General features: G+C 68.5%; 23 protein-coding genes and 1 tRNA gene. 11 read left to right on the top strand and 13 right to left on the bottom strand.

Annotated elements, in window-relative coordinates; all coding sequences use genetic code 11:
* Positions 1-10 precede the first annotated feature (10 nt).
* The 9 genes from ACTF4R_RS15265 to ACTF4R_RS15225 all read right to left on the bottom strand — a co-directional run bounded on the left by ACTF4R_RS15265 (position 11) and on the right by ACTF4R_RS15225 (position 8,064).
* Positions 11-874: a mechanosensitive ion channel family protein gene (locus ACTF4R_RS15265; protein ID WP_440008747.1), complete on the bottom strand. Its 864-nt coding sequence runs from the start codon at positions 872-874 to the stop codon at positions 11-13.
* Positions 875-998: 124 nt separating this feature from the next.
* Positions 999-2,249, bottom strand: coding sequence for an MgtC/SapB family protein (locus tag ACTF4R_RS15260; RefSeq protein WP_440008746.1), 1,251 nt, complete (start codon positions 2,247-2,249; stop codon positions 999-1,001).
* Positions 2,250-2,524: 275 nt separating this feature from the next.
* Positions 2,525-2,595, bottom strand: a tRNA-Gly gene (locus ACTF4R_RS15255).
* Between the two features lie 61 nt (positions 2,596-2,656).
* Positions 2,657-3,310, bottom strand: a complete 654-nt coding sequence (locus ACTF4R_RS15250; RefSeq protein ID WP_440008745.1) for a class I SAM-dependent methyltransferase — start codon at positions 3,308-3,310, stop codon at positions 2,657-2,659.
* Positions 3,311-3,397: 87 nt separating this feature from the next.
* Positions 3,398-3,583 (bottom strand): DUF7333 family protein, encoded by a 186-nt coding sequence (locus tag ACTF4R_RS15245; RefSeq protein ID WP_113277432.1) that lies wholly within the window; start codon positions 3,581-3,583, stop codon positions 3,398-3,400.
* A 32-nt stretch (positions 3,584-3,615) separates the two neighbouring features.
* Entirely contained in the window at positions 3,616-4,359 is a 744-nt protein-coding gene (locus ACTF4R_RS15240; RefSeq protein WP_440008744.1) for a hypothetical protein, read from the bottom strand.
* Between the two features lie 154 nt (positions 4,360-4,513).
* Entirely contained in the window at positions 4,514-6,730 is a 2,217-nt protein-coding gene (locus ACTF4R_RS15235; RefSeq protein WP_440008743.1) for an LUD domain-containing protein, read from the bottom strand.
* Complete coding sequence (locus ACTF4R_RS15230) at positions 6,727-7,233, bottom strand: LUD domain-containing protein (protein WP_440008742.1); 507 nt, start codon at positions 7,231-7,233, stop codon at positions 6,727-6,729. Before ACTF4R_RS15230 ends, ACTF4R_RS15235 begins: the two co-directional genes overlap by 4 nt.
* 57 nt (positions 7,234-7,290) lie before the next feature.
* Entirely contained in the window at positions 7,291-8,064 is a 774-nt protein-coding gene (locus ACTF4R_RS15225) for an NAD-dependent epimerase/dehydratase family protein (RefSeq protein ID WP_440008741.1), read from the bottom strand.
* Positions 8,065-8,186: 122 nt separating this feature from the next.
* On the opposite strand from ACTF4R_RS15225, the gene ACTF4R_RS15220 reads away from it, so the two are divergent.
* The 5 genes from ACTF4R_RS15220 (at position 8,187) to ACTF4R_RS15200 (ending at position 14,731) form a co-directional block, all read left to right on the top strand.
* A complete protein-coding gene (locus ACTF4R_RS15220) occupies positions 8,187-9,287 on the top strand; it encodes an AIR synthase family protein (RefSeq protein WP_440008740.1) in 1,101 nt (366 codons plus the stop codon).
* A 311-nt stretch (positions 9,288-9,598) separates the two neighbouring features.
* Complete coding sequence (locus ACTF4R_RS15215) at positions 9,599-10,993, top strand: GntP family permease (RefSeq protein ID WP_440008739.1); 1,395 nt, start codon at positions 9,599-9,601, stop codon at positions 10,991-10,993.
* Between the two features lie 150 nt (positions 10,994-11,143).
* Positions 11,144-12,199 (top strand): AIR synthase family protein, encoded by a 1,056-nt coding sequence (locus ACTF4R_RS15210; RefSeq protein ID WP_440008738.1) that lies wholly within the window; start codon positions 11,144-11,146, stop codon positions 12,197-12,199.
* Positions 12,196-13,560 carry a bifunctional hydroxymethylpyrimidine kinase/phosphomethylpyrimidine kinase gene (gene thiD / locus ACTF4R_RS15205; RefSeq protein WP_440008737.1) on the top strand — a complete coding sequence of 455 codons (1,365 nt, stop codon included), beginning with the start codon at positions 12,196-12,198 and terminating at the stop codon, positions 13,558-13,560. Before ACTF4R_RS15210 ends, thiD begins: the two co-directional genes overlap by 4 nt.
* A gap of 115 nt (positions 13,561-13,675) precedes the next feature.
* Positions 13,676-14,731 carry an ArsA family ATPase gene (locus ACTF4R_RS15200; RefSeq protein ID WP_440008736.1) on the top strand — a complete coding sequence of 352 codons (1,056 nt, stop codon included), beginning with the start codon at positions 13,676-13,678 and terminating at the stop codon, positions 14,729-14,731.
* A gap of 27 nt (positions 14,732-14,758) precedes the next feature.
* Here the strand turns inward: ACTF4R_RS15200 and ACTF4R_RS15195 are convergent, their stop codons facing one another.
* Both ACTF4R_RS15195 and ACTF4R_RS15190 read right to left on the bottom strand, forming a co-directional pair.
* Positions 14,759-15,358, bottom strand: coding sequence for a hypothetical protein (locus ACTF4R_RS15195; RefSeq protein ID WP_440008735.1), 600 nt, complete (start codon positions 15,356-15,358; stop codon positions 14,759-14,761).
* Between the two features lie 56 nt (positions 15,359-15,414).
* Positions 15,415-16,674 carry an arylsulfotransferase family protein gene (locus tag ACTF4R_RS15190; RefSeq protein ID WP_440008734.1) on the bottom strand — a complete coding sequence of 420 codons (1,260 nt, stop codon included), beginning with the start codon at positions 16,672-16,674 and terminating at the stop codon, positions 15,415-15,417.
* A gap of 176 nt (positions 16,675-16,850) precedes the next feature.
* Between ACTF4R_RS15190 and ACTF4R_RS15185 the strand changes: the two genes are divergently transcribed.
* The 4 genes from ACTF4R_RS15185 (at position 16,851) to ACTF4R_RS15170 (ending at position 22,154) form a co-directional block, all read left to right on the top strand.
* Positions 16,851-18,497 (top strand): type II/IV secretion system ATPase subunit, encoded by a 1,647-nt coding sequence (locus tag ACTF4R_RS15185; protein WP_440008733.1) that lies wholly within the window; start codon positions 16,851-16,853, stop codon positions 18,495-18,497.
* Positions 18,497-20,611, top strand: a complete 2,115-nt coding sequence (locus ACTF4R_RS15180; protein WP_440008732.1) for a type II secretion system F family protein — start codon at positions 18,497-18,499, stop codon at positions 20,609-20,611. The genes ACTF4R_RS15185 and ACTF4R_RS15180 overlap by 1 nt, the downstream gene beginning before the upstream one ends.
* Before the next feature lie 67 nt (positions 20,612-20,678).
* Positions 20,679-20,960: a DNA-directed RNA polymerase subunit L gene (locus tag ACTF4R_RS15175; RefSeq protein WP_113277420.1), complete on the top strand. Its 282-nt coding sequence runs from the start codon at positions 20,679-20,681 to the stop codon at positions 20,958-20,960.
* Between the two features lie 156 nt (positions 20,961-21,116).
* Positions 21,117-22,154, top strand: a complete 1,038-nt coding sequence (locus ACTF4R_RS15170; RefSeq protein ID WP_440008731.1) for a lysylphosphatidylglycerol synthase transmembrane domain-containing protein — start codon at positions 21,117-21,119, stop codon at positions 22,152-22,154.
* A gap of 103 nt (positions 22,155-22,257) precedes the next feature.
* On the opposite strand, the gene hisF is transcribed toward ACTF4R_RS15170, so the two are convergent.
* The gene (hisF, locus tag ACTF4R_RS15165; RefSeq protein ID WP_440008730.1) at positions 22,258-23,073 is read right to left on the bottom strand and encodes an imidazole glycerol phosphate synthase subunit HisF; all 816 of its coding nucleotides are present in this window, start codon (positions 23,071-23,073) and stop codon (positions 22,258-22,260) included.
* A 272-nt stretch (positions 23,074-23,345) separates the two neighbouring features.
* Between hisF and ACTF4R_RS15160 the strand changes: the two genes are divergently transcribed.
* Entirely contained in the window at positions 23,346-23,819 is a 474-nt protein-coding gene (locus ACTF4R_RS15160) for a DUF5793 family protein (protein ID WP_113277417.1), read from the top strand.
* Between the two features lie 153 nt (positions 23,820-23,972).
* Here ACTF4R_RS15160 and ACTF4R_RS15155 read toward each other — a convergent pair whose 3' ends face one another.
* A complete protein-coding gene (locus ACTF4R_RS15155) occupies positions 23,973-24,104 on the bottom strand; it encodes a hypothetical protein (protein WP_440008729.1) in 132 nt (43 codons plus the stop codon).
* 92 nt (positions 24,105-24,196) lie between these two features.
* Here ACTF4R_RS15155 and ACTF4R_RS15150 point away from each other — a divergent pair, with 92 nt between their 5' ends.
* Positions 24,197-25,555 carry a phosphohexomutase domain-containing protein gene (locus tag ACTF4R_RS15150; protein ID WP_440008728.1) on the top strand — a complete coding sequence of 453 codons (1,359 nt, stop codon included), beginning with the start codon at positions 24,197-24,199 and terminating at the stop codon, positions 25,553-25,555.
* Positions 25,556-25,624 lie beyond the last annotated feature (69 nt).

The following is a 25,624-nucleotide window of genomic DNA, read 5'->3' as shown; positions in this document are numbered from 1 at the left end:
GCCGCGGATACTACCGTCCGTACTCCGACGACGCGTCGTCTACCTGTACCCGTCCGGAGAGGTCGTGCTGGGACGGCGGGCTCAGTTCCACGCCCGCGGCGTCGAACCGCTCTTTGACGTCGCGGCCGTACTCCGAGCGGAGTTCGAGAATGTCCGTTTCGTCCGGGTCGGAAATCCAGAAGATGGCCGTCAGTTCGATGCCCGAGTCCCCGAGGTTCGTCAGCCGTATCTCGGGTGCGGGGTCCGCGAGAACGGCGGAGCGCTCGTCGGCGCAGTCGTGCAGGATTTCGCTCGCCGCTTCGATGTCGTCGCCGTAGCCGATTTCGACGGAGTAGGTGAGTCGACGCCTGTCCGCGAGGACGGTGTTCGTCACCGCCGTCGAGGTCAGTTCGGAGTTGGGGACGGTGACGATGCCGTTGTCGGCGGTTCGAATCTGCGTGGTTCGGAACCCGATGTCGTCGATGGTTCCCGCCCTGTCGTCCCACTCTATCCAGTCGCCGATGTTGAACCGGTTGTCGCCGACGATGAACACGCCGCTGACCAGGTTCCCTATCAGGTCCTGGGCCGCGATGCCGACCGCGAGCGTGACCGCCGCGACTATCGTCGCCGACGCGCTCAGGAATCGAGTGAACCCGGCGAACGCCAGTCCGACGACGACCGCGAGGAGGACGACCGCCAGTCCCACGACCTTCTGTAGCGCCCGTTCAAGCGTCGGTTCGATCTTCCGGAGCGCCAGCACTCGCTCGACGGCAGGTCGGACGACCACCCGGCCGACGACGTACACGACCAGGAAGCCGATTCCGAACTTGAGCGCCGAGCGAAGGAGGCGCGCCGAGTCGACGAACAACTCGTCGAAAAATTCCTGAACGGGCATCGTGGTCCGATTGCTACTGGCCGTACCGTAGTGAAGGCTGTGCCCGAACGTCGACGCGACGCGAATCGACAGTGCCGAAGCGTCGAACGTTGTCACGCGGAGGGTCACGACGTTCGACCGCCGCTCACATCGCGACGAACACCACGCCGACGACCGAGACGATTCCGAGTCCTGCCGTCACCAGTCGCCCGAGTCGTCGCGTCCCCAGAAGCCACGCGAGCCCGACCTTCACGAGGGTGTTCGCGATGGCACCGATGACGATACCGGTCGTCGCGACCTCCGGAGGAATCGCGCCGTCGGCTGCGAGCGTGCTCAGCGTGAGCGTGATCGCGTCCACGTCGGCGAGACCGGAGACGAATGCCGTCGCGTACACGCCCGACGCACCTAACCGCGAGTTGGCGGACTCGGACACGAGGAGGACCACGGCGAAGACGGCACCGAAGAACAGCGCCGGTCGTAGCCGGAACGGATTCCTGATGTCGGCTTCGACCTCGTCCTCCCTGGTCGACCGCCAGTACACGACGCCGGCGGCGAGTGCTCCCGTGACCGTCATCGCCCCGAGCGGGACGACGGCGTAGGGCAACAGTGCTGGATTGACGACGGCTATCTCGACGAGCGCTCGCGGAAACATCACGGTCGAAGCGACGACCGTCGAGAACGTACAAATCTCGTAGAGCGGTGGGTCTTCCGTCGCCCGTTCGGCCATCGAGACCGTGGTCGCCGTCGACGAGACGAACCCGCCCAGTACGCCGGTCAGGGCGATTCCTCGCCTGGCCCCGACGACGCGACTCGAGGCGTAGGCGACGAAACTCAGCCCGGTGACGAACACCACCATGAGCCAGACGAACTGCGGGTTGAGCCCGTACAGGGCGTCGAGTTCCCTGTCGGGCAGGAGCGGGAGGACGACTACCACGACGAGGATGAATTTGATGGACGCACGTCGTTCGTCCTCGTCGATTCGGCCGACGAACCCGTGAATGGTCCGCTTGGCGGAGAGGAGGATCGTGACGACGCCGCCGACGACGATAGCGAGTACGGTCCCGCGCTCCGAATGGGTCGTCAACGCACCGAGGAGGACGGTGAGGAGGGCTGCAGTCAGCGTCGTGAGTCCGATGTCGCGTTCGACCAGGATTTTCCCTCCGTACGCGACGGTCAGCGGGATAGTGAGGGCGATCAGTGCGACGGGTAGCATCGCCGGGAAGAACGCCTGGACGAGTGCACCGAAGAGACCGAACAGCGGGAACGTACGACTTCCAGCGAACGTGCCGCCCGATTCGCTCTGTTCTCGCTCTAGCCCGACGAGCGCACCGATACCGAACGCAACGAAGACGCGGAAGACGAGCGCGAGTAGCGAATCGGTGGCCGGGCCAACCATCTCGTCCAGACTTCCCCGTTCTCGGTTGTCAACCTTCGGTCGTGGAACCCCGTGGCCTTCGAGAATCTGCCGTTCCTTCGCTCCGACGGTGAACGGTAGCGTGCGGCAATCCGTCGCGTGGAACCGAGCACCAGAACTACGAACGGGGTTCTCGCAGAACGCGCCGACCGGAATCCGGACCGGAGCCGGACGGACACTCGCTTCGCTCGCGTTGGGACTGGCAGGGTTCGAATCCGTCCGAGGCGCTCGCTCCTCACGTCCGTTCGTCGCAGAAGTGCGCCGACCGGGATTTGAACCCGGGCCATGAGCTTGGAAGGCTCAGGTCCTACCACTAGACCATCGGCGCGGTTCGCTCACTTCGGTCGCCCGATTCGCACTCCGACGTTGCGGTCCCCGGCTTAAGGGTGTTACTGTTTCTCGGCGCGGACGACGGCGTAGCAGTTCCCGCTGGAGACGAACACCTCGGCGGGGACCAGCGCGCTGGCGTCCACGTCCGCCCGGAACTCGTCCGGCGAGTAGATGTGGTAGAACCGGGGGACCGTCTCGCCGCCGGGGAGCGTCCAGTCGACCCGGGTGTCGAACCCCTCCTCGCGGTCGAAGCGGTCGTGGGCCGTGCTCCAGGCGCTGACGAGCGCCGCGCCGCCGGGGCCGAGCACCCGCGCGAGTTCGTCCAGGCTGGCGACGCGAGCCTCGCGAGTCGGCAGGTGGTGGAGCGTCGCGACGTACACCGCCAGCCCGACCGCGGCGTCGGCGAGGGGGAGCGCCGCAGCGTCCCCCTGTACCAACTCGAGGTCGAACGCCCGGTCGGTGGCGCGCGCCCGCGCCTCCGCCAGTAACTCGCGGCTCACGTCGAGACCGACGACGCGCCCGGCGCGCTTGGCCAGCAGTTCGGCGTGGCGTCCGTTCGCACAGCCGACGTCGAGCGCCACGTCGGCGTCACGGTCGGCGAGAAAGGACTCGACCTCCGGCCAGGGGTACTCGCGCGTCTTCGCGAAGTGGTCCGCGATGCGGTCGTACGTCTCGCGTACGTCGCGGGTGTCGCGGGCGTCGCGGTCCGGCATCGGGCGGTACTCGCGCGTCCGGAGGCAAAGAGATGTCGGAGCGCGGAGGCGGTTCGAGTACGGGCGTCGGGGTCGGCGACCGGTGGGTCAGCGCGCCGCACGGTACTCGCCGTGTTTCACGCCGAGCAGCAGGGTCAGGACGCCGAACACGGCCAGGCCGCCGAGCACCATCATCACCGTACTGGTCGTCATCGGACTCATCAACGTCCCGACCGCGATGATACCGAACAGGACGAGAAAGCCGACCGCCGTCGTTGCGATGTCGAACTCCATGCGGGGAGGGTAGGACGGAACCAGATTAAGGGTTACTCCGATTTCGGGCGGACGAGATTCGCCAGCGAGACGAAGAGGCCGACGACCCAGCCGACCGGGACGGCGATACCGAACCACATGCCCACGTACGCCAGTCCTTCGAGGTCGTAACGCGACCGAAGATACTCGTCGACGTTCCGGTACGTGAGGACGTTGTCGAGGAGCCACACCGCGATGGACTCGCTGTTCGGGAAGACGACCACCGAGAGGGCCGGCGAGTACAGCGCGGCGACGACCGGCGGGAGGAAGATGGCCGTCATGCCGAACGGGTACGCGAAGAGCACGGTCGTGAACCGACCGCCGAACCGACTGGTGAGGTAGGCCAGCGCCGCCGCGACGGTTGCGACGCCCCCGGACGCGGCGACGGCGATGACCCCTGCGTCGGAGAAGCGCCGCCACGCGACGGCGGTCAGAGCGCCCCAGACGACCAGCGAGAGGACGACGACGCCGAGGACGCCGAGGCTCGCCGCGGTGCGGTCGATGCGCCGGGTCTGGTAGCGTATCGCGAACCCGAAGAGGACGAACGGGTACAGCAGGCCGACGACCAGCGCGCCGAGTGCCCCCAGCGAGCGGTAGGCGACCGTCCCGGCCGTGCTCTGTGGCGTCCACTTGCCGAGGACCGAGTGCTCGCCCGTCCGCTGTCGGGGAAAGTACAGCGCCATCCACCCGTCGTGCAGTCGACGCAGGTCGTATCGGATCGCGTCCACGAGGCCTCCCTGACTCGTCCCGCGTGCCATACTCTGATTCCAGTCGAGGGGGTGATATGAATGTTCCCCTTGGTATCGCGGTTCGACGATAACGGGATGCCCTCGAGAGGATAGCCGCCTCCGCGGGGTCGCGGACAGTTCGAAAACGTCCGTGCCGCTTCCTCGTCGGGCGCTGACACGGCCGTCACTCCGGAGCGACGAGTTCGACCGGATGGCGCGTCGGTCGCCGGAGCAGGGCGTCGAGCTGTTCGAGACAGGACGTTCCGCTCGCGACGACGATTCGGCCGCTGGCGTCGGGGGTCGTGAACTGCTCGCGGAGGTCGTCGCCGACGTCCATGCTCAGCTCGTAGTACTCCTGCTTGTAGCCGAAGCTCCCGGCCATGCCGCAACACTCGACCTCCGAGAGGAGCACGTCGTATCCCAGGTCTTCGAGCACGGCGACGGTGTGGGCGTCCAGGCCCATCGTCCGCTGCTGGCAGTGGCTGTGGTACGCGACCTCCTCGCCGTCGCCGGACGAGAGCGCTCCGGGGTCGGCTCCCTCGTCCAGCAGGCCGAAGACGTACTCCACGACCTCGTAGCTGTTGCCCGAGAGGCGTTCGTAGGAGCGCTCGGGGAGGAACTTCTCGTACTCGCGGTCGAACATGGCGAGGTCGCTCGGTTCGACGACGACGACGTCGCGGCCCGCGTCGACGTGTTCCGCGAGGGCGGCGTACACGTCGTGGGCGTGCTCCTCGGCGGTCGCTATCATCCCCTGCGAGAGCGGGGCACGCCCGCTGGAACGCACGTCGGGAATCCTGACCCGAACGTCGAGCGCTTCGAGCGCCCTAACGGCGGCTTTCCCGCGTTCGACCTGGACGTGATTCGTGTAGACGTCGGGGTAGAGGACGGCCTCGCGGGTCGGGTCCCGCACCTCGGCGTCGCGCCCCTCGAACCAGTCCACGAGGGTCTCGCGCCGGAACCGGGGGAGGTCGCGCCGCCGGTCGACGCCCGCGGCGCGCTCCAGCAGGGCGCGGGCCGGCCCGGAATCGGCCAGCCAGTTCGAGACGGGGGCGAACGCGCTGCCCAGTTCCGCCAGCGTCTCGAAGTTGCCGAACAGGCGCTTCTGGAGGTCGACGCCGCCGGGTTCCTCGTCCGGCGTCAACCCTTCGACCAGCCAGTCCAGTTCGCCGTCCTCGCCGCGGTTGACCCGGTCCCGGACGACGGTGTTTATCCAGGGGATGTCTATCTTCACCGGGCAGGCGTTCACGCACCGCGAACAGCCCGTACAGAGGTCGTTGAACTCGGCGGCGGTGTCCAGCCCCTCGACGCCGGCCTCCCAGCCGGTGGCGATGCCGCCGGTGTACGTCTCGCCGCCGAACGCGTGACCGCCGACGTGCTGGAAGTTCGCACACGAGTTCGCGCAGGCGGAACACCGGATACAGTACAGCGTCTCCCGGAGCTGGTCGTCCTCGCGCATGTCCATCCGACCGTTGTCGACGAGCACGAGGTGGAACTCGCGGTCGGCCGCGCCGTCGTCGTCGCCGTGGCCGAACCCGGGTTCGTCGCGGTCGTCGAAGTCGACGGTCGGCGAGTCGACCGGCGGCGTGAACAGGGAGATGTACGAGGTGATGTCCTGCCCCGTCCCCGAGCGACCGACGAGTTCGACGAACGGCTGGAGGTCCTCGACGCTCGGAACTACCTTCTCGACGCCCGCGACTGCGACGTGGGTGTCCGGGACGACGGTGGACTTGCGCGCGTTCCCCTCGCTGGTGACCAGTGCGACGGTCCCCGTGTCGGCCGTGACGAAGTTCGCGCCCGTCATCCCCACGTCGGCGTCCTCGATTCGTTCGCCGAGTCGCTCGCGGGCGAACGCCGTCAGCTCTTCCGCCGTCTCCAGCGGCTCCTCCGGGTCGAACTGCTCGTTGAACAGTTCCGCGATGCCCTCCCGGGACTTGTGGATGGCCGGCGCGACGAGATGAGAGGGGGCGTCGTCGGCGACCTGGAGCACCCACTCCCCGAGGTCCGTCTCGACGACGTCCACCCCCGTCGCTTCGAGGCTGTCGTTGACCTCGATCTCCTCGGTGGTCATCGACTTGCTCTTGACGACGGTGTCGGCGTCCTGTTCCGCGGCGAGGTCGGCGATGTACCGGTTCGCGTCCGCCGCGTCGTCGGCGAGGTACACGGTTCCACCGTTCGCCTCGACGGTCTCGCGCAGTTGCTCGACGAGGTCGGGCAGGCGCTCGATGGCGTCCTCCTTGATGGCGCGCGCCTCGTCTTTCAGCTCCTCGTAGTCGTCGAGGCGGGCGACCGCCTCGTAGCGACCCTGGTTGAACCCGCGGGTGTTCTCGCCGACGGCGTCGCCCTCCGCCGCCATGAGGCGGCGAATCTTCTCCGCCTTGACTTCGCGCGATTCCGAACTCATCGGTCGGTGAGGACGACGACCTGGACGTCCTTCGGCCCGTGTGCACCGCGGACGAGCGAGCCCATGTCGGCGGTCGCGCTCGGCCCCGTGGCGATGACGGCACTGTCCCGCCCGGCCCGGATCTCCTCGCCGAGTCGCTCGAACGCCTCGGTCATCCCCGGCACGATGTCGCTCTCGCGGACCACGGCGACGTGCCGGTCCGGGAAGAGGCTCACCGGTTCCGTCCCCTCCGGCGTGGCCCGGATGACGACGCTCCCGTACGAGGCGATGGCGAAACTCGCCGCGGTGACGCCCGTCGCGGACGCCTCCAGTTCGGCGGGCGTCGGAGAGACGGTCACTTCGTCCGGCAGCGAGACGCCGTCGAACGGGAGCGGCGCGCCGACCGCCGGTCGGGAGACGACGTCCGCCAGCGCGTCGTCGAACCCGTCGGTCGTGGTCTTCGTCCGACCGACGTCGAGTCGACGGAGCGACGACTCGAACTCGGCGACGACTTCAGTGTCCATGCTTTCCCTGCGTATTCGTACCACATCGTTGTTTCGCCGGCGGCAGTCGCCCGGCGCTCAGGAGTCGTCGGCGAGCACTTCGCTGGCGTCGTCGCGCGGTCGGTAGCCCAGCGCCTGCTCGGTCCACGACAGGGCGAGGAATCGGTCGTGGTTGCGCGAGATGGCGTGGGCGGTGACGCTCGTCTCGGGGAGGTCGGCGGTCGCGGCGGCCTCGACGACGTTCCGGCAGTCCCGGGGGCTGAGCCACATCGCCCGCGCGAACCGGGCGTGGCCGGGGTCGGCGTCCTGCTCCTCGGCGAGTTCCTCCTCGTCCAACAGCCAACCGATGCGGAGGTTCACGACCTCGATGCCGTGACGGTCGGCGTACAGGTTGCCGACGGCCTCGCCGGTCACCTTGCTCACGCCGTAGAAGGAGTCGGCGCGTGGCGGGTCGTCGGGGTCGACGGGGGCGGCGACCCCGGTGGTCATCGACTCGGTCTCCATCGGGTCGTCGGCGTTGTACATCCCGACCGCGTGGTTCGAGGAGGCGAAGACCACGCGGTCGACGTCCTGCCCCCGGGCCGCCTCGTAGACGTTGTGCGTGCCCTCGATGTTCACGTCGACGACGCTGCTCCAGTCGGCCTCTGGCGATGGGTTCGCCGCGAGGTGGACGACGACGTCGTGGCCGGCGAACGCGTCCGCGAGCGACTCGTAGTCGGTCACGTCGGTGACGACGCCGTCGATGTCCTCCTGTTCGTGGTGGACCAGTGGCGTCACCTCGTGGTCGTCGAGTGCCCGGAGCGCCTGCCGTCCGACGTTGCCTGCCGCGCCGGTGACTGCTATCCTCGTCATGGGTGGGTGTGAACGCTCTCGGGCCGTATAGTTCGTGGCCGGGCCCGGCCGACGGAAGGTCGATACCTCCCAGGACCGGGCGGAACCACCACCGCTTAGTACGCCCCGGAGATACCCCGGGTATGGCCGACCTGGGCAAGGTGGACCGCGAGTTCTTCGAGGAGTACATCTACCCGAACCTCGGGGCCGAGCGCGCGGACGTGGCGCTGGGGCCCCAGCACGGCGTCGACTTCGGCGTCATCGACCTCGGGGCGATGGCTCGTCAGACCGAGTCTGGCGGCGTCAGCGATCTCGGGGCGGCCGCTCGGTCCGAGTCGGACGGTGCCACCGACCCGGGCGGACCGGTCGTCGCGCTGGCGACCGACCCGCTCTCGCTGACCCCCGGCCTCGGCTTCGAGCGCGCGGCCTGGTTCGCGGTCCACGTCGTCCTGAGCGACGTGGCGGTCAGCGGCCTGGCACCCACCCATCTCGCGGTGGACTTCAACCTGCCGCCGGAGATAACCGACGAGGAGTTCGCCACCGTCTGGGAGACCTTCGACCGGGAACTCCGGCGGTTCGACGTGAGCGTCGTCACGGGCCACACCGCCCGCTACGCCGACTGTCGGTATCCCTGGGTCGGCGGTGCGACGACGCTCGCGGTCGGCGACGCGGACGACGTCGTGCGGCCGGACGGCGCTCGCCCCGGCGACCGCGTCCTGGTCACGAAGGGACCGGCGGTCGAGGCGGCGGGGTTCATGGTCACCCTGTTCGAGGACCAGGTCGACCTTCCCGCGGAGACCGTCGAGACCGCGAAGGAGCGGTTCTACGACATGAGCCCGGTCGAGGACGCTCTGGTCGCCGCCGCGGCGGGCGAGGTGTCGGCGATGCACGACGCGACGGAGGGCGGCGTCCACGGCGCGCTCGTCGAGATGGCCCGCGCCGCGGGCGTGCGCCTCGACGTCGACCGCGACGCGATTCCCGTCCTCCCCGGAGTGCTCGAAGCCTGCGAGTTCTTCGACATCGACCCCTGGGCGTCGACGAGCGAGGGGACGCTGCTGGCGACGGTCGCGCCGGATGACGCGGCCGACGTGCTGGCGGCGCTGTCCGAGGCCGGGATTCCGGCCGCCGACGTGGGCGAGGTCGGCGAGGGCGAGGGCGTCTACGTCGACGGCGACCGCGTCGAACACCCCGAAGTCGACCCCTCCTGGGAAGTCTTCGCCGAGTTCATGTCACGCCGGGAGTGAGACGCACGGCGGTCGCTCCGACCGTCGCCGTCCGTTCGAGCGTTCGACACTCGCCCGTATCCCGTCTCTTCTCACCGAACTCCGCACGAACACTTCTTTCGCCGACCTCCGTACGAACTGGCGGACCCGCAGTTATGTAACCCGCGTTGGAGGCACTCGACCGTTGAAACATACTAGACAAGATACTTTAATGGATATTTATATCATCGTCTTTCACCGTACTATATCGGATAATCATAGTAGAAACCACGAATAAACATTAAATATTTAAGCCCTATCTTGGTAAGCCTGGGGTAGGCGTTTGTAAAACAATGGCAATCGAATTCGCACACAGTCCGCTGGTGACGTTCGTACTCGCACTGGCGGTAGTGATACTGCTACTGGTCGTGTTGGACCTGCCGGCGTTCGTCGGATTGATAATCTCGGCGTTCTTCGTCGGAGCGATAAATACGGTGTTCGTGCCGGATTTCGGCGCGTCGCAGGCCGCAGATGAGGTCGCGACGGCGTTCGGCGAAGGGATGGCCGGCATCGGGATACCGATTCTGATGGCCGCGGTCATCGGGAAGGGAATGCTCGAAAGTGGCGCGGCGCAACGGATCGTCCGCTGGTTCCAGAACATCCTCGGCAAGGGCAACTCCGATTACGCGTTGTGGGGGAGCAGTTCCGTGCTGTCGATTCCGGTGTTCTTCGACAGCGTCTTCTACCTGATGGCACCGCTGGCGCGCTCGATGCGGGCACGCGTCGGTCGCGACTACACGCTCTTCATCGTCGTCGTCGGCGCAGGTGCGGCGACGACGCACGTGTTCGTGCCACCGACGCCCGGGCCGCTCGCCGTCGCCGACGAGATCGGCGTCAACCTCGGCATGACCATCCTGCTCGGTGTCGCGACGGCTATCCCGGCGGCGCTCGTGGCCGGTATCGTGTACGGACGCTGGCTGAACCGTCGGTTGGACATTCCACTTCGCGACGCGATGGCCACGTCCACCGAGGAACTGGAGGAGGTCGCGGACCGCGACACGAGCAACCTGCCCGGCGTCCTCGAATCCGCGGCACCAGTCATCCTCGCCGTCGTGCTGGTCGCCTCCTTCACCGTCGTCGACACCTTCCAGGAAGTCGTCCCGGCGCTGTCGGCGCTCAGGCCGTACGTCGCCTTCATCGGCGACAAGAACGTCGCGCTGACCATCGCCGCACTGGCGGCCGCGTGGACGTTCTACCAGCACAACGACATGACGCAGGAGGAGTGGACCGAGGAGATGACCGAGGCCCTGAAGAGCGGCGGCAACATCGCGGCGATCACCGCGGCCGGCGGCGCGTTCGGTGCGCTACTCGCCGCCTCCGGTATCGGCGACTACATCACCGGAGCGATGGCGCAGGTCGGTATCCCGCTCCTGCTCAGCGCGTGGTTGATCGCCGCCATCGTCCGCATCGCCCAGGGGTCGGCGACGGCCGCCATGCTCACCACCGCCGGCATCATGGCGCCGCAGGTGCCGGAACTGTCCGTCCACCCGGCGTTCATGGTGATGGCGATCGGCGCGGGCGGTAACATCTTCTCGTGGTACAACGACAGCGGTTTCTGGCTGGTCAAGGAGATCGGCGGTCTGACCCAGGAGGAGACGCTGATGACGTGGACCGCCCTGACGACCATCATCTCCGTCACGGGCATCACCGTTACGATGACCCTCGCGACCATAATGAAAACAATCTAATAGGTATCGGCAAGAACGAGCCCCCCTGTTCGCAGGGGCGAAGAGCGGTCCTTTTTCGTGAGGACGGTTCGTCGGTCCGCCGACGGCCGAGTCCGTTCTCGCCGTCCCGCGACCAACATCGACAAATACCACTCGATTGTACCTCCGGGTATGAGCGACCTGGGCAAGGTGGACCGCGAGTTCTTCGAGGAGTACATCTACCCGAACCTCGGGGCCGAGCGCGCGGACGTGGCGCTGGGCCCGCAACACGGCGTCGACTTCGGCGTCATCGACCTCGGGGCGGCCGGTCGGGGCGAGTCCGACGGCGCCGACGCGGACCGGCAGGCGCTCGTGCTGGCGTCCGACCCCGTGTTCGTCATGCCGTCGCTGGGGTTCGAACGTGCGGCGTGGTTCGCGTTCCACATACTGATGAGCGACGTGGCGGTCAGCGGCCTGGCACCCACCCATCTCGCGGTGGACCTCAACCTGCCGCCGGAGATAACCGACGAGGAGTTCGCCACCGTCTGGGAGACCTTCGACGCGGAGGCCCGCGACCTCGGCGTGAGCGTCGTCACGGGTCACACCGCCCGCTACGCTGGCTGTACGTACCCGATGGTGGGCGGCGCGACCGCGATGGCCGTGGGAGACCTCGACGACGTCGTGCGGCCGGACGGCGCTCGCCCCGGTAACCGCCTCCTTATCACGAAGGGACCGGCCATCGAGACGACCGGACTGCTCTCCATCCAGTTCGAGGAACTGCTGGACCTCCCGGAAGCGACCGTCGAGGCGGCCCAGGAGCGGTTCTACGACATGAGCCCGGTCGAGGACGCGCTCGTGGCGGCCCGGGCGGGCGAGGTGTCGGCGATGCACGACGCGACGGAGGGGGGCGTCCACGGCGCGCTCGTCGAGATGGCCCGCGCCGCAGGCGTCCGTCTCGACGTGGACCGCGACGCGATTCCGGTGCAGCCGGGGGTGCGCGAAGCCTGCGAGTTCTTCGACGTGGACCCGTGGTCGGCCATCAGCGAAGGTACCCTCCTCGCCACGGTCGCGCCGGAGGACGCGTCCGACGTGCTGGCGGCGCTGTCCGAGGCCGGGATTCCGGCCGCCGACGTGGGCGAGGTCGGCGAGGGCGAGGGCGTCTACGTCGACGGCGACCGCGTCGAACACCCCGAGGAGGACCCGTTCTGGGGGACGTTCGAGGAGTACATGGGGAGGCTGGACGCATGACCCGCGAGGCAGCGCCGGTCGAACGCCCGGTCGCGCTGACCGTCGCCGGCAGCGACTCCGGCGGGGGCGCGGGCGTCCAGGCCGACCTGAAGACGATGGAGGCCCACGGCGCGTTCGGGACCAGCGTCGTCACCAGCGTCACCGCCCAGAACACCCGGGGCGTCGAGCGCGCGTTCACGCTCCCCGTCGAGGAGATCGAGGCGCAGTACGACGCGGTCACCGACGACTTCGACGTGCGCGCCGCAAAGACGGGGATGCTCGCGGAAGCACCGGTCGTCGAGGCGGTGGCGGAGCGGGTCGCCGGACTGGACGCGCCGGTCGTCGTCGACCCCGTGATGGTCGCGGCGTCCGGGGACCGCCTGCTCAGCCCCGACGGCGAGGAGGCCTACGAGGACCTGGTCGCCCGCGCCGCGCTCGTGACGCCGAACGCCGACGAGGCCGCGGTGCTGACGGGCGTCGAACCCACCGACGTGGAGAGCGCCCGGGAGGCCGGCGAGAAACTGGTCGAGATGGGTGCGGACGCCGCGCTCGTGAAGGGCGGCCACGTCGGCGGCGAGACGGTCCGGGACGTGCTCGTGGCCGGCGACGACGCGGTGACCTTCGAGCATCCCCGGATCGACACCGAGGCGACTCACGGGTCGGGGTGCACGCTCGCCAGCGCCGTCGCGGCCCGACTCGCCTGGGGCGACGACCTCCGGGACGCGGTGGAAGCGAGCACGGCGTTCATGGAGCGGGCGGTGCGCTACTCGCTGGACGTGGGGGAGGGGCCGGGCGCGGTCCACCACCTGGTCGCGCTCCGGGAGCGGGCGGACCGCCAGCCGACCCAGGAGGCCGTCGAGTCCGTCGTCCGGTCGTTCGTCGAGCGCGACGTGAGCCCCCTCGTCCCGGAGGTCGGGATGAACGTCGTCGGCGCGACCACCTACGCGGAGCGCGTCGGCGAGACGGCCGCCGTCGAGGGACGCATCACCCGCACCATGTCGGGTGCCCAGCCGAACCGGGGCGTGCGCTTCGGCGCGTCGAGCCACGTCGCGCGCTTCCTGCTCGCCACACGCGAGTTCGACCCGGCCCTCCGGTTCGCGGTGAACTGCCGGTTCGACGGGAGCGTGGAGGACGCCCTCGCGGCGCTCGACGGTCCGGTCGCGGAGTTCGACCGGGCGGCCGAACCGGAGAGCGTGAAGGCCGAGGAAGGCAGTACGATGCAGTGGGGTGCGAAGCGGGCGTTCGAGTCCGCGGGCGAGACGCCCGCCGCCGTCGTCGACCGGGGGGAGGTCGGCAAGGAGGCCATCGTGAAACTGCTCGCCGCGGACGGAGCGACGCTCCGCGACCGCACTTTCGCCGTGCTCGACGCGCTCGAACGGTGACGGCTCCCGGCGCGATGCGGTCGTTCACCGTCGGCGGCGGTGGAACCCGTCATCGACGGCGACCGCGTAACGCGGGACCGACGGGTACACAAGCGCCCGTCGGCAACCCAGGGGCATGACCGAACTGGACGTGGAGACTGTCGAGAGCATCGACGAGGCGGCGGTTCCGACGGGCGTCGACGCGCCGGAGTACGTCCTCTACGGCGGCAAAGGCGGCGTGGGGAAGACGACGATGGCGGCCGCGACGGCGCTGGCGAGCGCCCGAGACGGCACGGCGACGCTGGTCGTCTCGACCGACCCCGCCCACTCGCTGTCCGACACCTTCGAGACCGACGTGCCGGCGGAGCCGACCCGCATCCGCGGGGACGTCCCGCTGTTCGGGTCCGAGATAGACCCCGACGCCGAACTGGAGGCGCAGGCAGGCGTCTTCGGCCAGGGCGGCGAGAACCCGCTGGGCGGCCTCGGAGCCATGCTCGGCGAGGACGGAGAGGGGCCGATGTCGTCGCTGCTCGGCGGCGCGATGCCGGGCGCCGACGAGGCCGCGGCGATGCAGAAGCTGCTGGAGTTCCTGGACGACGACCGCTTCGACCGCGTCGTCGTCGACACCGCGCCGACGGGCCACACCCTCCGGTTGCTCGAACTCCCCGAAATCATGGACACGATGGTCGGTCGCATCGCCACCCTTCGCCAGCGCTTCCAGGGCATGATGGACGGCGTGAAGGGCGTGTTCGGCGGCGACGACGACGGTGCCGAGGAGGGCGTCGACGACCTCGACGTGCTCCGCGAGCGCATCGAACGCCTGCGAGCCACCCTGCGCGACCCCGGCAAGACCGACTTCCGGGTCGTGATGGTCCCCGAGGAGATGAGCGTCTTCGAGTCGAAGCGCCTGCTCGCACAGCTCTCGGAGTTCGACATCCCGGTCGGCACCGTCGTCGTCAACAAGGTGATGGAGGACCTCGCGGACGTGACGCCGGCCGTCGACTCCGACCAGTTCGTCACCCCGAACCTCGACGCCTGCGAGTTCTGCCAGCAGCGCTGGGAGGTCCAGCAGTCCGCCCTCCGGGAGGCCCAGGACGTGTTCCGCGGCCACGACATCAAGCGCGTCCCCCTCTTCGCCGAGGAGGTCCGCGGCGAAGCCATGCTGCGCGTCGTCGCCGCCTGCCTGGAGTAGGTCGCACCTTCGACGCCGGCTCCCCGGTCAGTCCTCGTCACCCTCGGCGTCGGGGTCGTCTATCCAGTTGTAACAGCGGTACGTCTCGCGCTCGCCCGTCAGCATCTCGACTGGGACGAACCCGCGACCGCCGCGCGCGCCGACCTTCCGACCGTCGGGGTCGTCCGCCACGAACATCGGCTTCGCGCGGAGGGAGAACGTTACCGACAGTTCGCCGACGTCCTCGCCCGGGTCGAACGACATCGCCACGTCCCCGGCACCGACGCCGAACGTGACGTACCCGTCCGGCGACTCGACCGCCACGTCGTGGCTGGCCAGTCCGCCCGCGAGGTCCTCGAGCCAGTCCGCCATCTCCTCCCGGTCGAGGTCCCGCCGGAGGTCGAACGCTCCGTCCGACGCGACGTCGCCCGACTCGAAGACGAACTCCGGATACCGGAGGTCCTCCGGCGGGAGCGCGCCGTGGCCTCCGGCGTCCTCGTCGTCGCCGTGGCCGTCCTCCTCGGCGTGACCGCTCTCCTCGACGCCCGCGTCGTGGTCGCCCTCTCCACAGTCAGCCCCGTCGTGAACGTCGCTCTCGTCCTCTCCGTCGGGGTCGTCTCCGGCACCCGCGTCGCTGCCGCCAGTCATAGTTCGGACAGGAAACCCCGGGACCATCAGGTTACCGGGACCGGGCGGCCGCCCGGTCACTCGCTCCGGACGAACAGCACCAGTCCCGCGAGAAACGCCACGGAGGCTCCCGACCCGAGCGCGAGGTGCCACCCCGAGAGCCAGTACGGGAGCGCGACGACGTGGCGCGCGCTGTCGACGAGGTAGGAGAACACGGGGAGGTCGCCGCTTCCGAGCGGGCCTCCGGCGGAGCCGGCACCCTCCGCGCCGACGCCGGTCGCGCCGTCGCTCTCGTAGGGGTCGCCTGCGGGGTACTCGCCGGGCGGTCGGTCGGCCTCGTAGGGGACCGTCGGCACGCGCGCGCTCCAGACCACGTCGCCGGAGGCGTTCAGCTCCACGACCCGGTTGTTCCGGCTGTCGGTGACGAGCGTGTTGCCGTTCGGCAGGCGGTCGGCGTCCCGCGGCCAGTCGAACCGGACGCCGCCCGCCGAGTCGACCTGCCAGGCGACCTCCCACTCGCCGTTCCGCTCGTGTAGTTCGACCACGCGGTCGTTCTCGCTGTCCGCGACCAGGACGGCGTCCGATCCGAGCATCTGGGGGTTGTGCTGCTTGTTCAGCACGCGCGGGTCGCCGTCCTCGTTGATGACGTCGACGACGCCCTCGCCGCGCTCGACGATTACCAGCTGGTTCGCGTTCCTGACGCTGACGAGGTATCGGCCCTCCGCCAGGCGGTCCACGTCGTTGATGTGGAGCCAGTCGGTCTTCGTGGGGTCGGGCGGCGCGTCGTAGAACGAACTCGCCGACCACTGCCACGTGACGGTGCCGTTCGGTGCGACCGTGAACACGCGCTCGCGGTCCATGTCCGCGACGAGCAGTTCGCCGGACGGCAGCAGTTCGGCGTCGTGGACCTCGCTGTTCTTGCTGGTCCGGACGGGGAACGCCCACTCGAAGACGACGTGCGGTTCCGGCTTCGGGTCGACGATGCGAACGCCGGTCCGCGAGCAGGGCGCCTCGTAGGGGCCGCAGGGCCGGTCGTCGTGGGCGACGAACGTCGCCAGCACGGTGCCGTTCGGGAGCGGCGTCACGTCGTGGTAGCTCGCGGCGTTGGCGTACGACCAGCGTTCCCCGCCCCGGGGGCCGAGCGCGGCGAGTCGGCCGTCGGTCGTCGTGGACTGGACGCCGACCAGCGTCGTCGCCGAACCGTTCGACGCCGGCGTGGACGCGATGGGAGGGGCCAGGGCCGCGCTGGCGACGAGCGCGACCGCGACGACGAGGACCGAGCCGGTCATCAGCGCCGCTCCGAGGGACCTGCGGGAGACGTCGAGACCGGAGAGCATCTGCGAAAATCGACGGCGGGGCCGAACTAAACCGTGCCGGTCGGGGCCGACCGCGCTCCGTGAAACTGTCCAGCCATTGATTTAAGTATCCTGACTGCAATTGCCGGGACGAGGAACGCCGTCGCGGCCGGAGGACCGGCGGCCGGGCGCACCGCGGCGGTACGACGACACGACCCATGTCGAGTCTCCAGATAGACGAGCTAGCCGACGACGTCTCTATCCGCATCCGGGAGTTCCGGCGGACGCTCAGCCGCGCCGCCGAGATGCTCCGGGGGTCGACGATATCGGTCGAGAACTACGACCCCGACGAGCACGGCTCGCTCATCAGCTTCACGGGGCTGTCGGACTACCGCGAGGTGGACCGCTACTGGGTGAACGCCCCCTTCGCCTTCGTCTCGGTCAACTACGACCCGTCGGCGAACCAACACCTCTACTACGTCGTCGAGCCGGAACTCGACGAACTGGAGAGCGAACTGCTCGACAAGCTGTTCGCCGACATCCGCCAGTCGCTCATCTACCGCCGCGAGATGGGCGACGAACCGCCCGAGGGAGTGCTGAAAGACGAGCTGCGCGAACTGCTCGAGGTGTACGGCGTGGAGGTCGACATGGCGACGTTCTACCGGCTGTTCTACTACCTCTACCGGGCCTTCCGCGGGTACGGGAAACTCGACCCGCTGATGTGCGACCCGCGCATCGAGGACGTCTCCTGCGACGGGTACGACCTGCCCATCTTCGTCTACCACGACGAGTACGACGACGTGGAGACGAACGTCGTCTACGGCGAGGACGAACTCGACAACCTCGTCGTGCGGCTCGCCCAGCGGTCCGGCCAGCACGTCAGCGTCGGCGAACCCGTCGTCGAGGCGACGCTGCCCGACGGTTCCCGGGCGGAACTCGCGCTCGGCCGGGAGGTCACGCCGCGCGGGTCGGCGTTCACCATCCGGAAGTACGCCGACGAACCGTTCACGCCGGTCGACCTCGTCGACTACGGCACCTTCTCGCTCGACCAGATGGCGTACCTCTGGCTCGCCATCGAGAACAACAAGTCGCTCATCTTCGCCGGCGGGACGGCGTCCGGCAAGACCACGTCCCTGAACGCCATCTCGATGTTCGTCCCGCCGCGCTCGAAGATACTCACCATCGAGGACACCCGCGAGCTGACCCTCTATCACGACAACTGGCTCTCGTCGGTCACCCGGGACCGCCTCGACGATGGCGCGGACATCACGATGTACGACCTGCTGCGGTCGGCGCTGCGCCACCGCCCCGAGTACATCGCCGTCGGCGAGGTGCGCGGCGAGGAGGCGATGACGCTGTTCCAGGCGATGAACACCGGTCACACGACGTACTCGACCATGCACGCGGACAGCGTGCAGACGGTCATCAACCGCCTGGAGAACGACCCCATCAACGTGCCGCGGGCGATGATACAGAGCCTCGACATCCTCTCCATCCAGACGCTCACCCACGTCGGCGACGAGCGGGTGCGCCGGAACAAGGTGATCGCCGAGATAGAGGGCATCGACCAGCGGACGGGCGACCTGGACTACTCGACGACGTTCTCGTGGAACCCCGGCGAGGACACGTTCCGCAAGCGCGACAGCGAGGTGCTCGACGAGATTCGGGAGAGTCACGGCTGGTCGCGGTCGGAACTGCTCGAAGAGTTGCGGGACCGCAAGCTCGTCCTCCAGTACCTCCGGGAGAACGACGTCACCGACTACCGCCGGTTCACCGCGATGGTCAACGAGTACTACGCCGACCCCGAGCGCGTCGTCGAGCGGGTGTCCGACGACATCGAGTCGACCGTCTCGGAGTTCGACTGATGTCCCTGCTGAACTTCCTGCCGCTCCTGTGTGCGCTGGCGCTGCTCGCGCCGGTCGCGCTGTCGCCGGTCAGCACGAGGGCGAACCGGGTCGTCACGCGCGTCTCCCTGTCGGTGTTCGGCCGGTACGTCCGCGAGAGCGGCCGGCGGCAGGCCCGTCGACGGCGCCTCCTCCGGGCCGCGCACGTCGGCGAGACCTACCGGCTGTACGCTTCGAAGACGTGGGTGTACGCCGGGCTGGCCGCCGTCGCCGGCAGCGTCGTCGGGGTCTACCTCGTCGGTCTCGTGCTCGCGGTCCTCTCCGTCTCGTCGGCGACGCTCCGGGAGACCCTGCCCTCGCGGCTCGGCTTCCTCGCGAACCTCCACGCCGTACCGACGCTGTCGATGTCGGAGCTGTTCGTCACCCTCCTGTTCAGCAGCGCGACGCTCGGCCTCGCCGCCGGCGGGCTCACCTACTGGCTGCGGTGGGCGACGCTGTCCCACCGCGCGGACGCCCGGGAGCGCCGGATAGACGCGAGCCTCGCGCGGACGGTCGCGTTCGTCTACGCCCTCTCCCGGAGCGGGATGGCGTTTCCGGAGATACTGCGGACGCTGGCGCGAAACCGGGCGGTCTACGGCGAGGCGGCCGAGGAGGTCGAAGTCGCGGTGAAGGCGATGGACCTGTTCGGACTGGACATGCTGACCGCCATCCAGCAGATGGCCCAGCAGTCGCCCAGCGAGAAGTTCGAGGATCTCGCCGAGAACCTCACGAGCGTTCTCCAGAGCGGCCAGAGCCTCCCCTCGTACCTCCACGACCAGTACGAGCGGTACCAGGAGGACGCGGAGGCGGAACAGGAGGCGTTCCTCGAACTGCTCGCGACGCTGGCGGAGGGGTACGTCTCGCTGTTCGTCGTCGGTCCCCTGCTACTCGTCACCCTGCTGGTCATCGTCGGCCTGATGGGCATCGCCGAGACGCTGGAGTTCCTGCACCTGATGACGTACCTGCTCGTCCCGCTGGGCAACGTCGGCTTCGTCGTCTACCTCGACAGCATCACCGAGTCTCTCACCGCCGGGGGACGGGACCGCGACGTCGACGACCCGACCATCGCCGACGTCCGGCGGGTCAGCGACCCCGACGCGACCCGGTCCGTGCTCGGCGACGGCGGCGTCGCGGCGAGCGCGTCCCGGGACGACCGTCTCGCCAACGCCGAACGACTGGCGCTGTACGACCGCTTCCGGGACCTCCGGTCGGGGCTGGAGAACCCCGTCCGGACCGTGCTCGCCGACCCGGTCGTCGTCCTGTACGCGACGGTGCCGCTGGCGGTCGTCTCGCTGGTCGTGCGCGTCGGCCCCGCCGTCGCGGCCGGCACCGCCACCCCCCGCGCCGTCGACGACGCCGTCGTCCAGGCAGCGCTGTTCGTGCTCGCGACGTTCGCCGTCGTCCGGGAACTGCGGCGACGGCGACTGATGTCCATCGAGGCGGCGGCCCCGGACCTGCTCGACCGCCTCGCCAGCGTCAACGAGGCCGGGATGACGGTCGTCGAGAGCATCGAGCAGGTGGCAGACAGCGACCTCGGCGTGCTCGACGCGGAGATACGGCGAACGTGGCGCGACATCGAGTGGGGGACGGACGCCGCGACCGCGCTCTACCGCTTCGAAGACCGCATCGACAGCCCCACCATCACGCGAATCGTCACGCTCGTGACGAACGCGATGCACGCCAGCGACGACATCGGTCGCGTGCTCCGCATCGCCGCCGACGACGCCCAGGCGACCCGGCGACTGCGCCGACAGCGCCGCCAGGAGATGCTGACCTACCTCGTCATCGTCTACCTCGCCTTCCTCGTCTTCCTGATAATCGTCGCGGCGCTGAACAGCATCCTCATCCCGGCGCTGGAGCAGGTCCCGCAGACCGAAACCGGGGGAAGCGTTTCGGCCGCCGTCCCCGGCACCGGCGGCGTCTCGTCGGTGTCCGTCGACGCTTACACCCTCGTCTTCTTCCACACTGCACTGATACAGGGGCTGTTCTCGGGCGTGGTCGCCGGGAAGATGGGCGAGGGGAGCGTCCGCGACGGCGCGAAACACGCCGCCGTTCTCGTGACCGTCGCCTACGTCGTCTTCCTGGCACTGCCGTGATGAGTCGACGCGTCGCGAAAACGTACGCTTCGCAAGATTGAAACGCGAGAGTGGCGAATCCGGGGGTATGGAACTGCGGGTCATCGACAAGACGGATACCGAACTCGAGATAGAGATCGGGGGCGAGGACCACACGTTCATGAACGTGCTGAAGGGCGCGCTCCTGGAGACCGAGAGCGTCGCGGCCGCGACCTACGACGTGAACCCCGAGCAGTCGGGCGGCCAGACCGACCCCATCCTCACGGTCAAGACGGACGGCGACGACCCCCTCGACGCGCTCGAAGCCGCCGTCGGTCGCGTCAAGGAGAAGACGTCCAACTTCCGCGACGCGTTCGCGACCGCGGCCTGATTCTCTCGCCGACGCCCGCCAGCAGACACAACAGTCAGCGGGACGTACCCCTCGCAAGACGAACGGTCGGTGTGCCGAACCGGCGACCTGCTACCAGTTATCGGCTACCAGGGTCTGCAACGACGAACCACCACTGCCGTTTCGCGCGAACGAGCCATGTCAACGACCGAGAAACGTAGCGAGGGGGTCGACCGTAGCACAGTCGCGAAGGTACTCGTCGGGTTCGCCGTCGCCGGCGCGATACTGTACCTGTTCGGGCGCGTCATCGGCTGGAGCGAACTCCAGGCCGCGCTCGCCGACGCGGACCCGAAGTGGGTCGTCGTCGCCTGCGCCTCGACGGTCGTCAGCCTCGTCTTCTGGTCGAAGGCCTGGGACGTCATCCTCTCGGTGTTCGGCATCGACATCCCGCTGCGGTCGCTCGTCGTCACCTACTTCGCGGCGACGTTCGGCGACTACGTGACGCCGTTCGGGAAGGCGGGCGGCAGCCCGTTCGTCGCGTTCGTGCTCTCGACGGACGACCGGGCGACCTACGAGGAGAGTCTGGCGGGCGTGCTGATGGCCGAACTCCTGAACCTCGTCCCCTTCTTCGCGTTCGCCGCCATCGGCGGCCTCGCGCTCGCGTTCCGGAGCGACATCACCGGCCAGGCGCGGTACCTCGTCTGGGGGCTGGCCGGGATGGCAATCCTCGTCCCGGCGCTCGTGTACGCCGGCTGGCGCAACCAGGGGTTCGTCGAGACGCTCGTCGTCACGGTCGTCTCGCCCGTCGCGGCCCGCACCTCCCGCGTCGAGGTGACCTCGATTCGCGGCCGCGTCCGGGAGTTCTTCCAGGGCGTCGAGGAGATAGCGACCCACCCGGACGCCGTCAAGCGGACGCTCCCGTACGCGTTCCTCGGCTGGCTCTTCTTCGCGCTCCCGCTGTACTTCGCCGGCCTCACGTTCGGGGTTCACCTGGACCCCTTCGTCGTCTTCTTCGTCGTTCCCGCGAGCACCATCGCCGGACTCACCCCGACCCCGGGTGGTCTCGGCGGCGTCGAGTTCGCCATCGTGGCGCTGATCGTCGCCCTGACTGCCGGCGGAACCGCCGTCTCCTGGGGCACTGCGGGCGTCATCGCGCTCGTCTACCGCGTCGCGAGCTACTGGTTCGTGCTCGCCGCCGGCGGACTCGCGGCGCTGTACGAAACGTATCGCGCCTGAGAGCGAACGCCCGGTTTCGACGGAACGTCACCGCTCGTCTACATCGGACGTACGAAAAATCCAGAGTCGTTCGAAATTTTGGCTTCAGTTACCGGTCGAAGGGTTACAGCCGGATGGGCAGTCCCTGCTCGTCGAGGTACTCCTTGACCTCGCGGATGGAGTACTCGTCGAAGTGGAAGATGGAGGCCGCGAGCGCGGCGTCCGCGCCCGCGTCGGTGAACACCTCGTGCATGTCCTCGGGGCCGCCACAGCCGGAGGAGGCGATGACCGGCGTCGAGACGGCGTCGCAGACCGCCTTCGTCAGCGGGACGTCGTAGCCCTCCTCGGTGCCGTCGGCGTCGATGGAGTTGACGAACAGTTCCCCCGCACCGCGGCGCTCGGCCTCCTGCGCCCACTCGACCACGTCGACCCCGGTCCCCTCGCGGCCGCCCTTGACGGTGCACTCGAACCAGCAGGACTCGCCGTCGACCTGGACGTAGTGTTCGCCGCCCTCGCCGAAGCGGCGTTTGGCGTCGATGCTGATGACGATGCACTGGCTGCCGAACGCCGCCGCGCCTTCCGTGATGAGTTCGGGGCGTTCCAGCGCGCCGGTGTTGATGGAGACCTTGTCCGCGCCGGCCCGCAGCGTCTCCTTGATGTCCTCGCGCGTTCGAATGCCGCCGCCGACCGTCAGGGGGATGAACACCTCGTCCGCAACCGCCGAGACGGTGTCGAGCATCGTCTCCCGACCCTCGGCGCTGGCCGTGATGTCGAGGAAGACGAACTCGTCTGCCCCCGCCTCGTTGTACTCGCGGGCCATCTCCACGGGGTCGCCCGTGTGCCGGAGGTTTTCGAAGTTGACGCCCGTGTACACCGCCGCGTCGCCGTTCTCGTCCACGTCCACGTCGATGCACGGGATGATGCGCTTCGTGAGGGTCATTCGGTGACTGAACCTTGGTGACCTGTCGTCAAAAGCCGTCTGATTGGACGGACGCTTGCCGCGACGCCTGGACGTGTCGGCCCGACGCGAGGACGGTCCGTTCCGCGGTGAGTTCGACGGTGGTTCCGGACCCCGCGCGCCGGGGTCGCCGGAACCGCGAGACGACAGTTCGATGATACGTCGTCGGCCCGGAGGACCCGGTCGGAAAAGTCTCTCGTCTCGTACCGTGGCGTTACGTTCATGACACGCGAGAACGTAGACGGTAGCACGGAATGAGGCGCGACTACTTCACACTGGACGTCGAAAACATCGATTGGGTCGACGAGGACGGTTCCCCCAGCAAGCCGACGGTAATCATCGATTTCGAGGGGCCGTCCTCGACCCTTCGCGAGCGCCTCTCCGGTCCCGACGGCGACTTGCTCACCGCTGACGAGACCGACGTCACCTTTCGTCTCCAGGAGAGCGTGGACGAACCGGACGCGACCGGAGTGGTCAGCGTCACGAACCGGACGACGGGCGATTTCATCCTCGAACTGAACGAGGAGGCCGAGGACGTCCTCAAGTTCATCCGTGCCGCCCGCACCTACGGACAGAAGACGAGCGACACGGACGGCCGCTATCACGTCGAAATCGCCATCAACGGCGACGACGAGGTCGAGTACGACAAGAGTACGTTCCTCGTCTACAACGACGAAGGGAACCTCCTCCGCCAGCACAGTCTCATCCCCAGCGGCGTCGAACTCTGAGCGGACAGCACGCTCCATCGTTCGCTCTTCTCACTTCGAGGCGTCGGCACGGAAGTTCGCGAGTCGACGTCGTCTCACCGAGGAACGTACTGTCGAGCGGTAGTTTCAACGAAGTGCGGCGATTCGACGCGGCACGACCCGTCGCAGTCGCTCTCAGAACAGCGGATTGATGACGCCGAACGTGATGGCGACCATGTACAGGGTGATGACTCCGGAGAGGAAGATGATGAGGCCGATCAGGTAGTCGAACGCGCCTTGTGGTGTCGTCAGGCTTGGCAGGCTCATACTCCCGCCTACGCAGGACCGGGGCTTATCTTTTGTGAGATGGTCGGCGAAGAATCGAGGGGACCTAAGTGTCCCGGGTAGAACTCTCGAACATGGACCTCTTCGGAACCGCGGGTATCCGCGGAGACGCTGTCGAGCGAGTGACACCCGAACTCGCACTCGCCGTCGGACGCGCCGCGGGGGAGTCGGGCGCGGAGTTCGTGCTGGCCCGGGACGGGCGCGAGACGGGAGCGGCGCTCGCCGCCGCGATGGAGGCGGGCCTGGAGAGCGCGGGGGCTGACGTCCGTCGCGCCGGGCAGCTCCCGACGCCGGCGCTCGCGTTCGCCTCGCAGGGGCGACGGGGCGTGATGCTGACCGCGAGTCACAACCCGCCGACCGACAACGGCATCAAACTGTTCGTCGACGGCGAGGAGTACGACCGCGAGGCGGAGCGCTCGGTCGAAGAGCGGGTCGCGGACGACCCCGGGCCGGTCGCGTGGGACGAATGGGGCGAGTGTGACCGCGAGAGCGTGCTCGACGACTACCTCGAGGCCGTCGTCGCGTACGCCCGCCGGCACGGCGCGCCGCTGGACGGCGTTCGCGTCGCGGTCGACTGCGGTAACGGGATGGCGAGCGTCGCCACGCCGCAGGTGCTCCGGGCGCTCGGCGCGAAGGTGGTCACGCTGAACGCCAACGTCGACGGCCACTTCCCCGGCCGTGAGAGCAAACCGACCCCGGAGACGCTGACCGACCTGCAGGAGTTCACCCGGAGCGGCGACTTCGCGTTCGGACTCGCACACGACGGCGACGCCGACCGCATCGTACTGGTGGACGGCGACGGCGCTATCGTCCACGAGGACACGGTCGTCGCGATTCTCTCGGAACACTACGTGGCGGCCAGCGACGCGGACGACCCCGTGGTGGTGACCACGCCGAACGCCTCCGCGCGCATCGACGAGCGCGTCCGCGCGGCCGGCGGGCGAGTCGAGCGAGTGCGCCTCGGCGCGCTCCACGAGGGCATCGCTTCGGCGCGGAACGCGGGCGGCGAGGACACGGACGTCGTCTTCGCGGCGGAACCGTGGAAGCACGTCCACACGCAGTTCGGCGGCTGGATAGACGGCGTCGCGAGCGCGGCGGTACTCGCGCGTCTGGTCGCGGCGGCCGACGGCGTCGCGTCGCTCCGGGAAGCGGTGAGCGAACGCCCCTACCGGAAGGTGAGCGTCCCCTGTCCGGACGACGCGAAGACGGCGGCCATGGCACGACTGGAGACGGCGATTCCCGAGACGTTCCCGGACGCGTCGGCCGACACCGAGTACGGCGTCCGGGCGGAACGGCCGGACGGTTCGTGGGTGCTCGTCCGACCGAGCGGGACCGAACCCTACGTCCGCATCTACGCCGAGAGCGACGACGTGGACGCCCTCGTCGCGAAAACGAGGGACGCCGTCGACGCCGCGATATCGGAGGTTCGATAGATGCGGCCCGCCAAGTCGAATGTCCGTATTTTCGATGTTCTGAACGCGAAGCGGAGCGTTTATCAGGAA

This window comes from Halomicrococcus pelagicus, from assembly GCF_051917725.1.
Lineage (GTDB): Archaea > Halobacteriota > Halobacteria > Halobacteriales > Haladaptataceae > Halomicrococcus.
The sequence above is the reverse complement of the archived record's forward strand: the minus strand, read 5'-3'. Positions and strand labels throughout refer to the sequence as shown.

Excerpts from the sequence above, each read along its gene's own strand:
- hisF (WP_440008730.1), bottom strand. The coding sequence starts at position 23,073 with ATGACCCTCACGAAGCGCATCATCCCGTGCATCGACGTGGACGTGGAC.
- ACTF4R_RS15155 (WP_440008729.1), bottom strand. The coding sequence starts at position 24,104 with ATGAGCCTGCCAAGCCTGACGACACCACAAGGCGCGTTCGACTACCTG.
- ACTF4R_RS15225 (WP_440008741.1), bottom strand. The coding sequence starts at position 8,064 with ATGACGAGGATAGCAGTCACCGGCGCGGCAGGCAACGTCGGACGGCAG.
- ACTF4R_RS15185 (WP_440008733.1), top strand. The coding sequence starts at position 16,851 with ATGTCGAGTCTCCAGATAGACGAGCTAGCCGACGACGTCTCTATCCGC.
- ACTF4R_RS15265 (WP_440008747.1), bottom strand. The coding sequence starts at position 874 with ATGCCCGTTCAGGAATTTTTCGACGAGTTGTTCGTCGACTCGGCGCGC.
- ACTF4R_RS15195 (WP_440008735.1), bottom strand. The coding sequence starts at position 15,358 with ATGACTGGCGGCAGCGACGCGGGTGCCGGAGACGACCCCGACGGAGAG.
- ACTF4R_RS15210 (WP_440008738.1), top strand. The coding sequence starts at position 11,144 with ATGAGCGACCTGGGCAAGGTGGACCGCGAGTTCTTCGAGGAGTACATC.
- ACTF4R_RS15220 (WP_440008740.1), top strand. The coding sequence starts at position 8,187 with ATGGCCGACCTGGGCAAGGTGGACCGCGAGTTCTTCGAGGAGTACATC.
- ACTF4R_RS15260 (WP_440008746.1), bottom strand. The coding sequence starts at position 2,249 with ATGGTTGGCCCGGCCACCGATTCGCTACTCGCGCTCGTCTTCCGCGTC.
- ACTF4R_RS15230 (WP_440008742.1), bottom strand. The coding sequence starts at position 7,233 with ATGGACACTGAAGTCGTCGCCGAGTTCGAGTCGTCGCTCCGTCGACTC.
- thiD (WP_440008737.1), top strand. The coding sequence starts at position 12,196 with ATGACCCGCGAGGCAGCGCCGGTCGAACGCCCGGTCGCGCTGACCGTC.
- ACTF4R_RS15240 (WP_440008744.1), bottom strand. The coding sequence starts at position 4,359 with ATGGCACGCGGGACGAGTCAGGGAGGCCTCGTGGACGCGATCCGATAC.
- ACTF4R_RS15200 (WP_440008736.1), top strand. The coding sequence starts at position 13,676 with ATGACCGAACTGGACGTGGAGACTGTCGAGAGCATCGACGAGGCGGCG.
- ACTF4R_RS15150 (WP_440008728.1), top strand. The coding sequence starts at position 24,197 with ATGGACCTCTTCGGAACCGCGGGTATCCGCGGAGACGCTGTCGAGCGA.
- ACTF4R_RS15180 (WP_440008732.1), top strand. The coding sequence starts at position 18,497 with ATGTCCCTGCTGAACTTCCTGCCGCTCCTGTGTGCGCTGGCGCTGCTC.
- ACTF4R_RS15215 (WP_440008739.1), top strand. The coding sequence starts at position 9,599 with ATGGCAATCGAATTCGCACACAGTCCGCTGGTGACGTTCGTACTCGCA.
- ACTF4R_RS15245 (WP_113277432.1), bottom strand. The coding sequence starts at position 3,583 with ATGGAGTTCGACATCGCAACGACGGCGGTCGGCTTTCTCGTCCTGTTC.
- ACTF4R_RS15160 (WP_113277417.1), top strand. The coding sequence starts at position 23,346 with ATGAGGCGCGACTACTTCACACTGGACGTCGAAAACATCGATTGGGTC.
- ACTF4R_RS15170 (WP_440008731.1), top strand. The coding sequence starts at position 21,117 with ATGTCAACGACCGAGAAACGTAGCGAGGGGGTCGACCGTAGCACAGTC.
- ACTF4R_RS15175 (WP_113277420.1), top strand. The coding sequence starts at position 20,679 with ATGGAACTGCGGGTCATCGACAAGACGGATACCGAACTCGAGATAGAG.
- ACTF4R_RS15250 (WP_440008745.1), bottom strand. The coding sequence starts at position 3,310 with ATGCCGGACCGCGACGCCCGCGACACCCGCGACGTACGCGAGACGTAC.
- ACTF4R_RS15190 (WP_440008734.1), bottom strand. The coding sequence starts at position 16,674 with ATGCTCTCCGGTCTCGACGTCTCCCGCAGGTCCCTCGGAGCGGCGCTG.
- ACTF4R_RS15235 (WP_440008743.1), bottom strand. The coding sequence starts at position 6,730 with ATGAGTTCGGAATCGCGCGAAGTCAAGGCGGAGAAGATTCGCCGCCTC.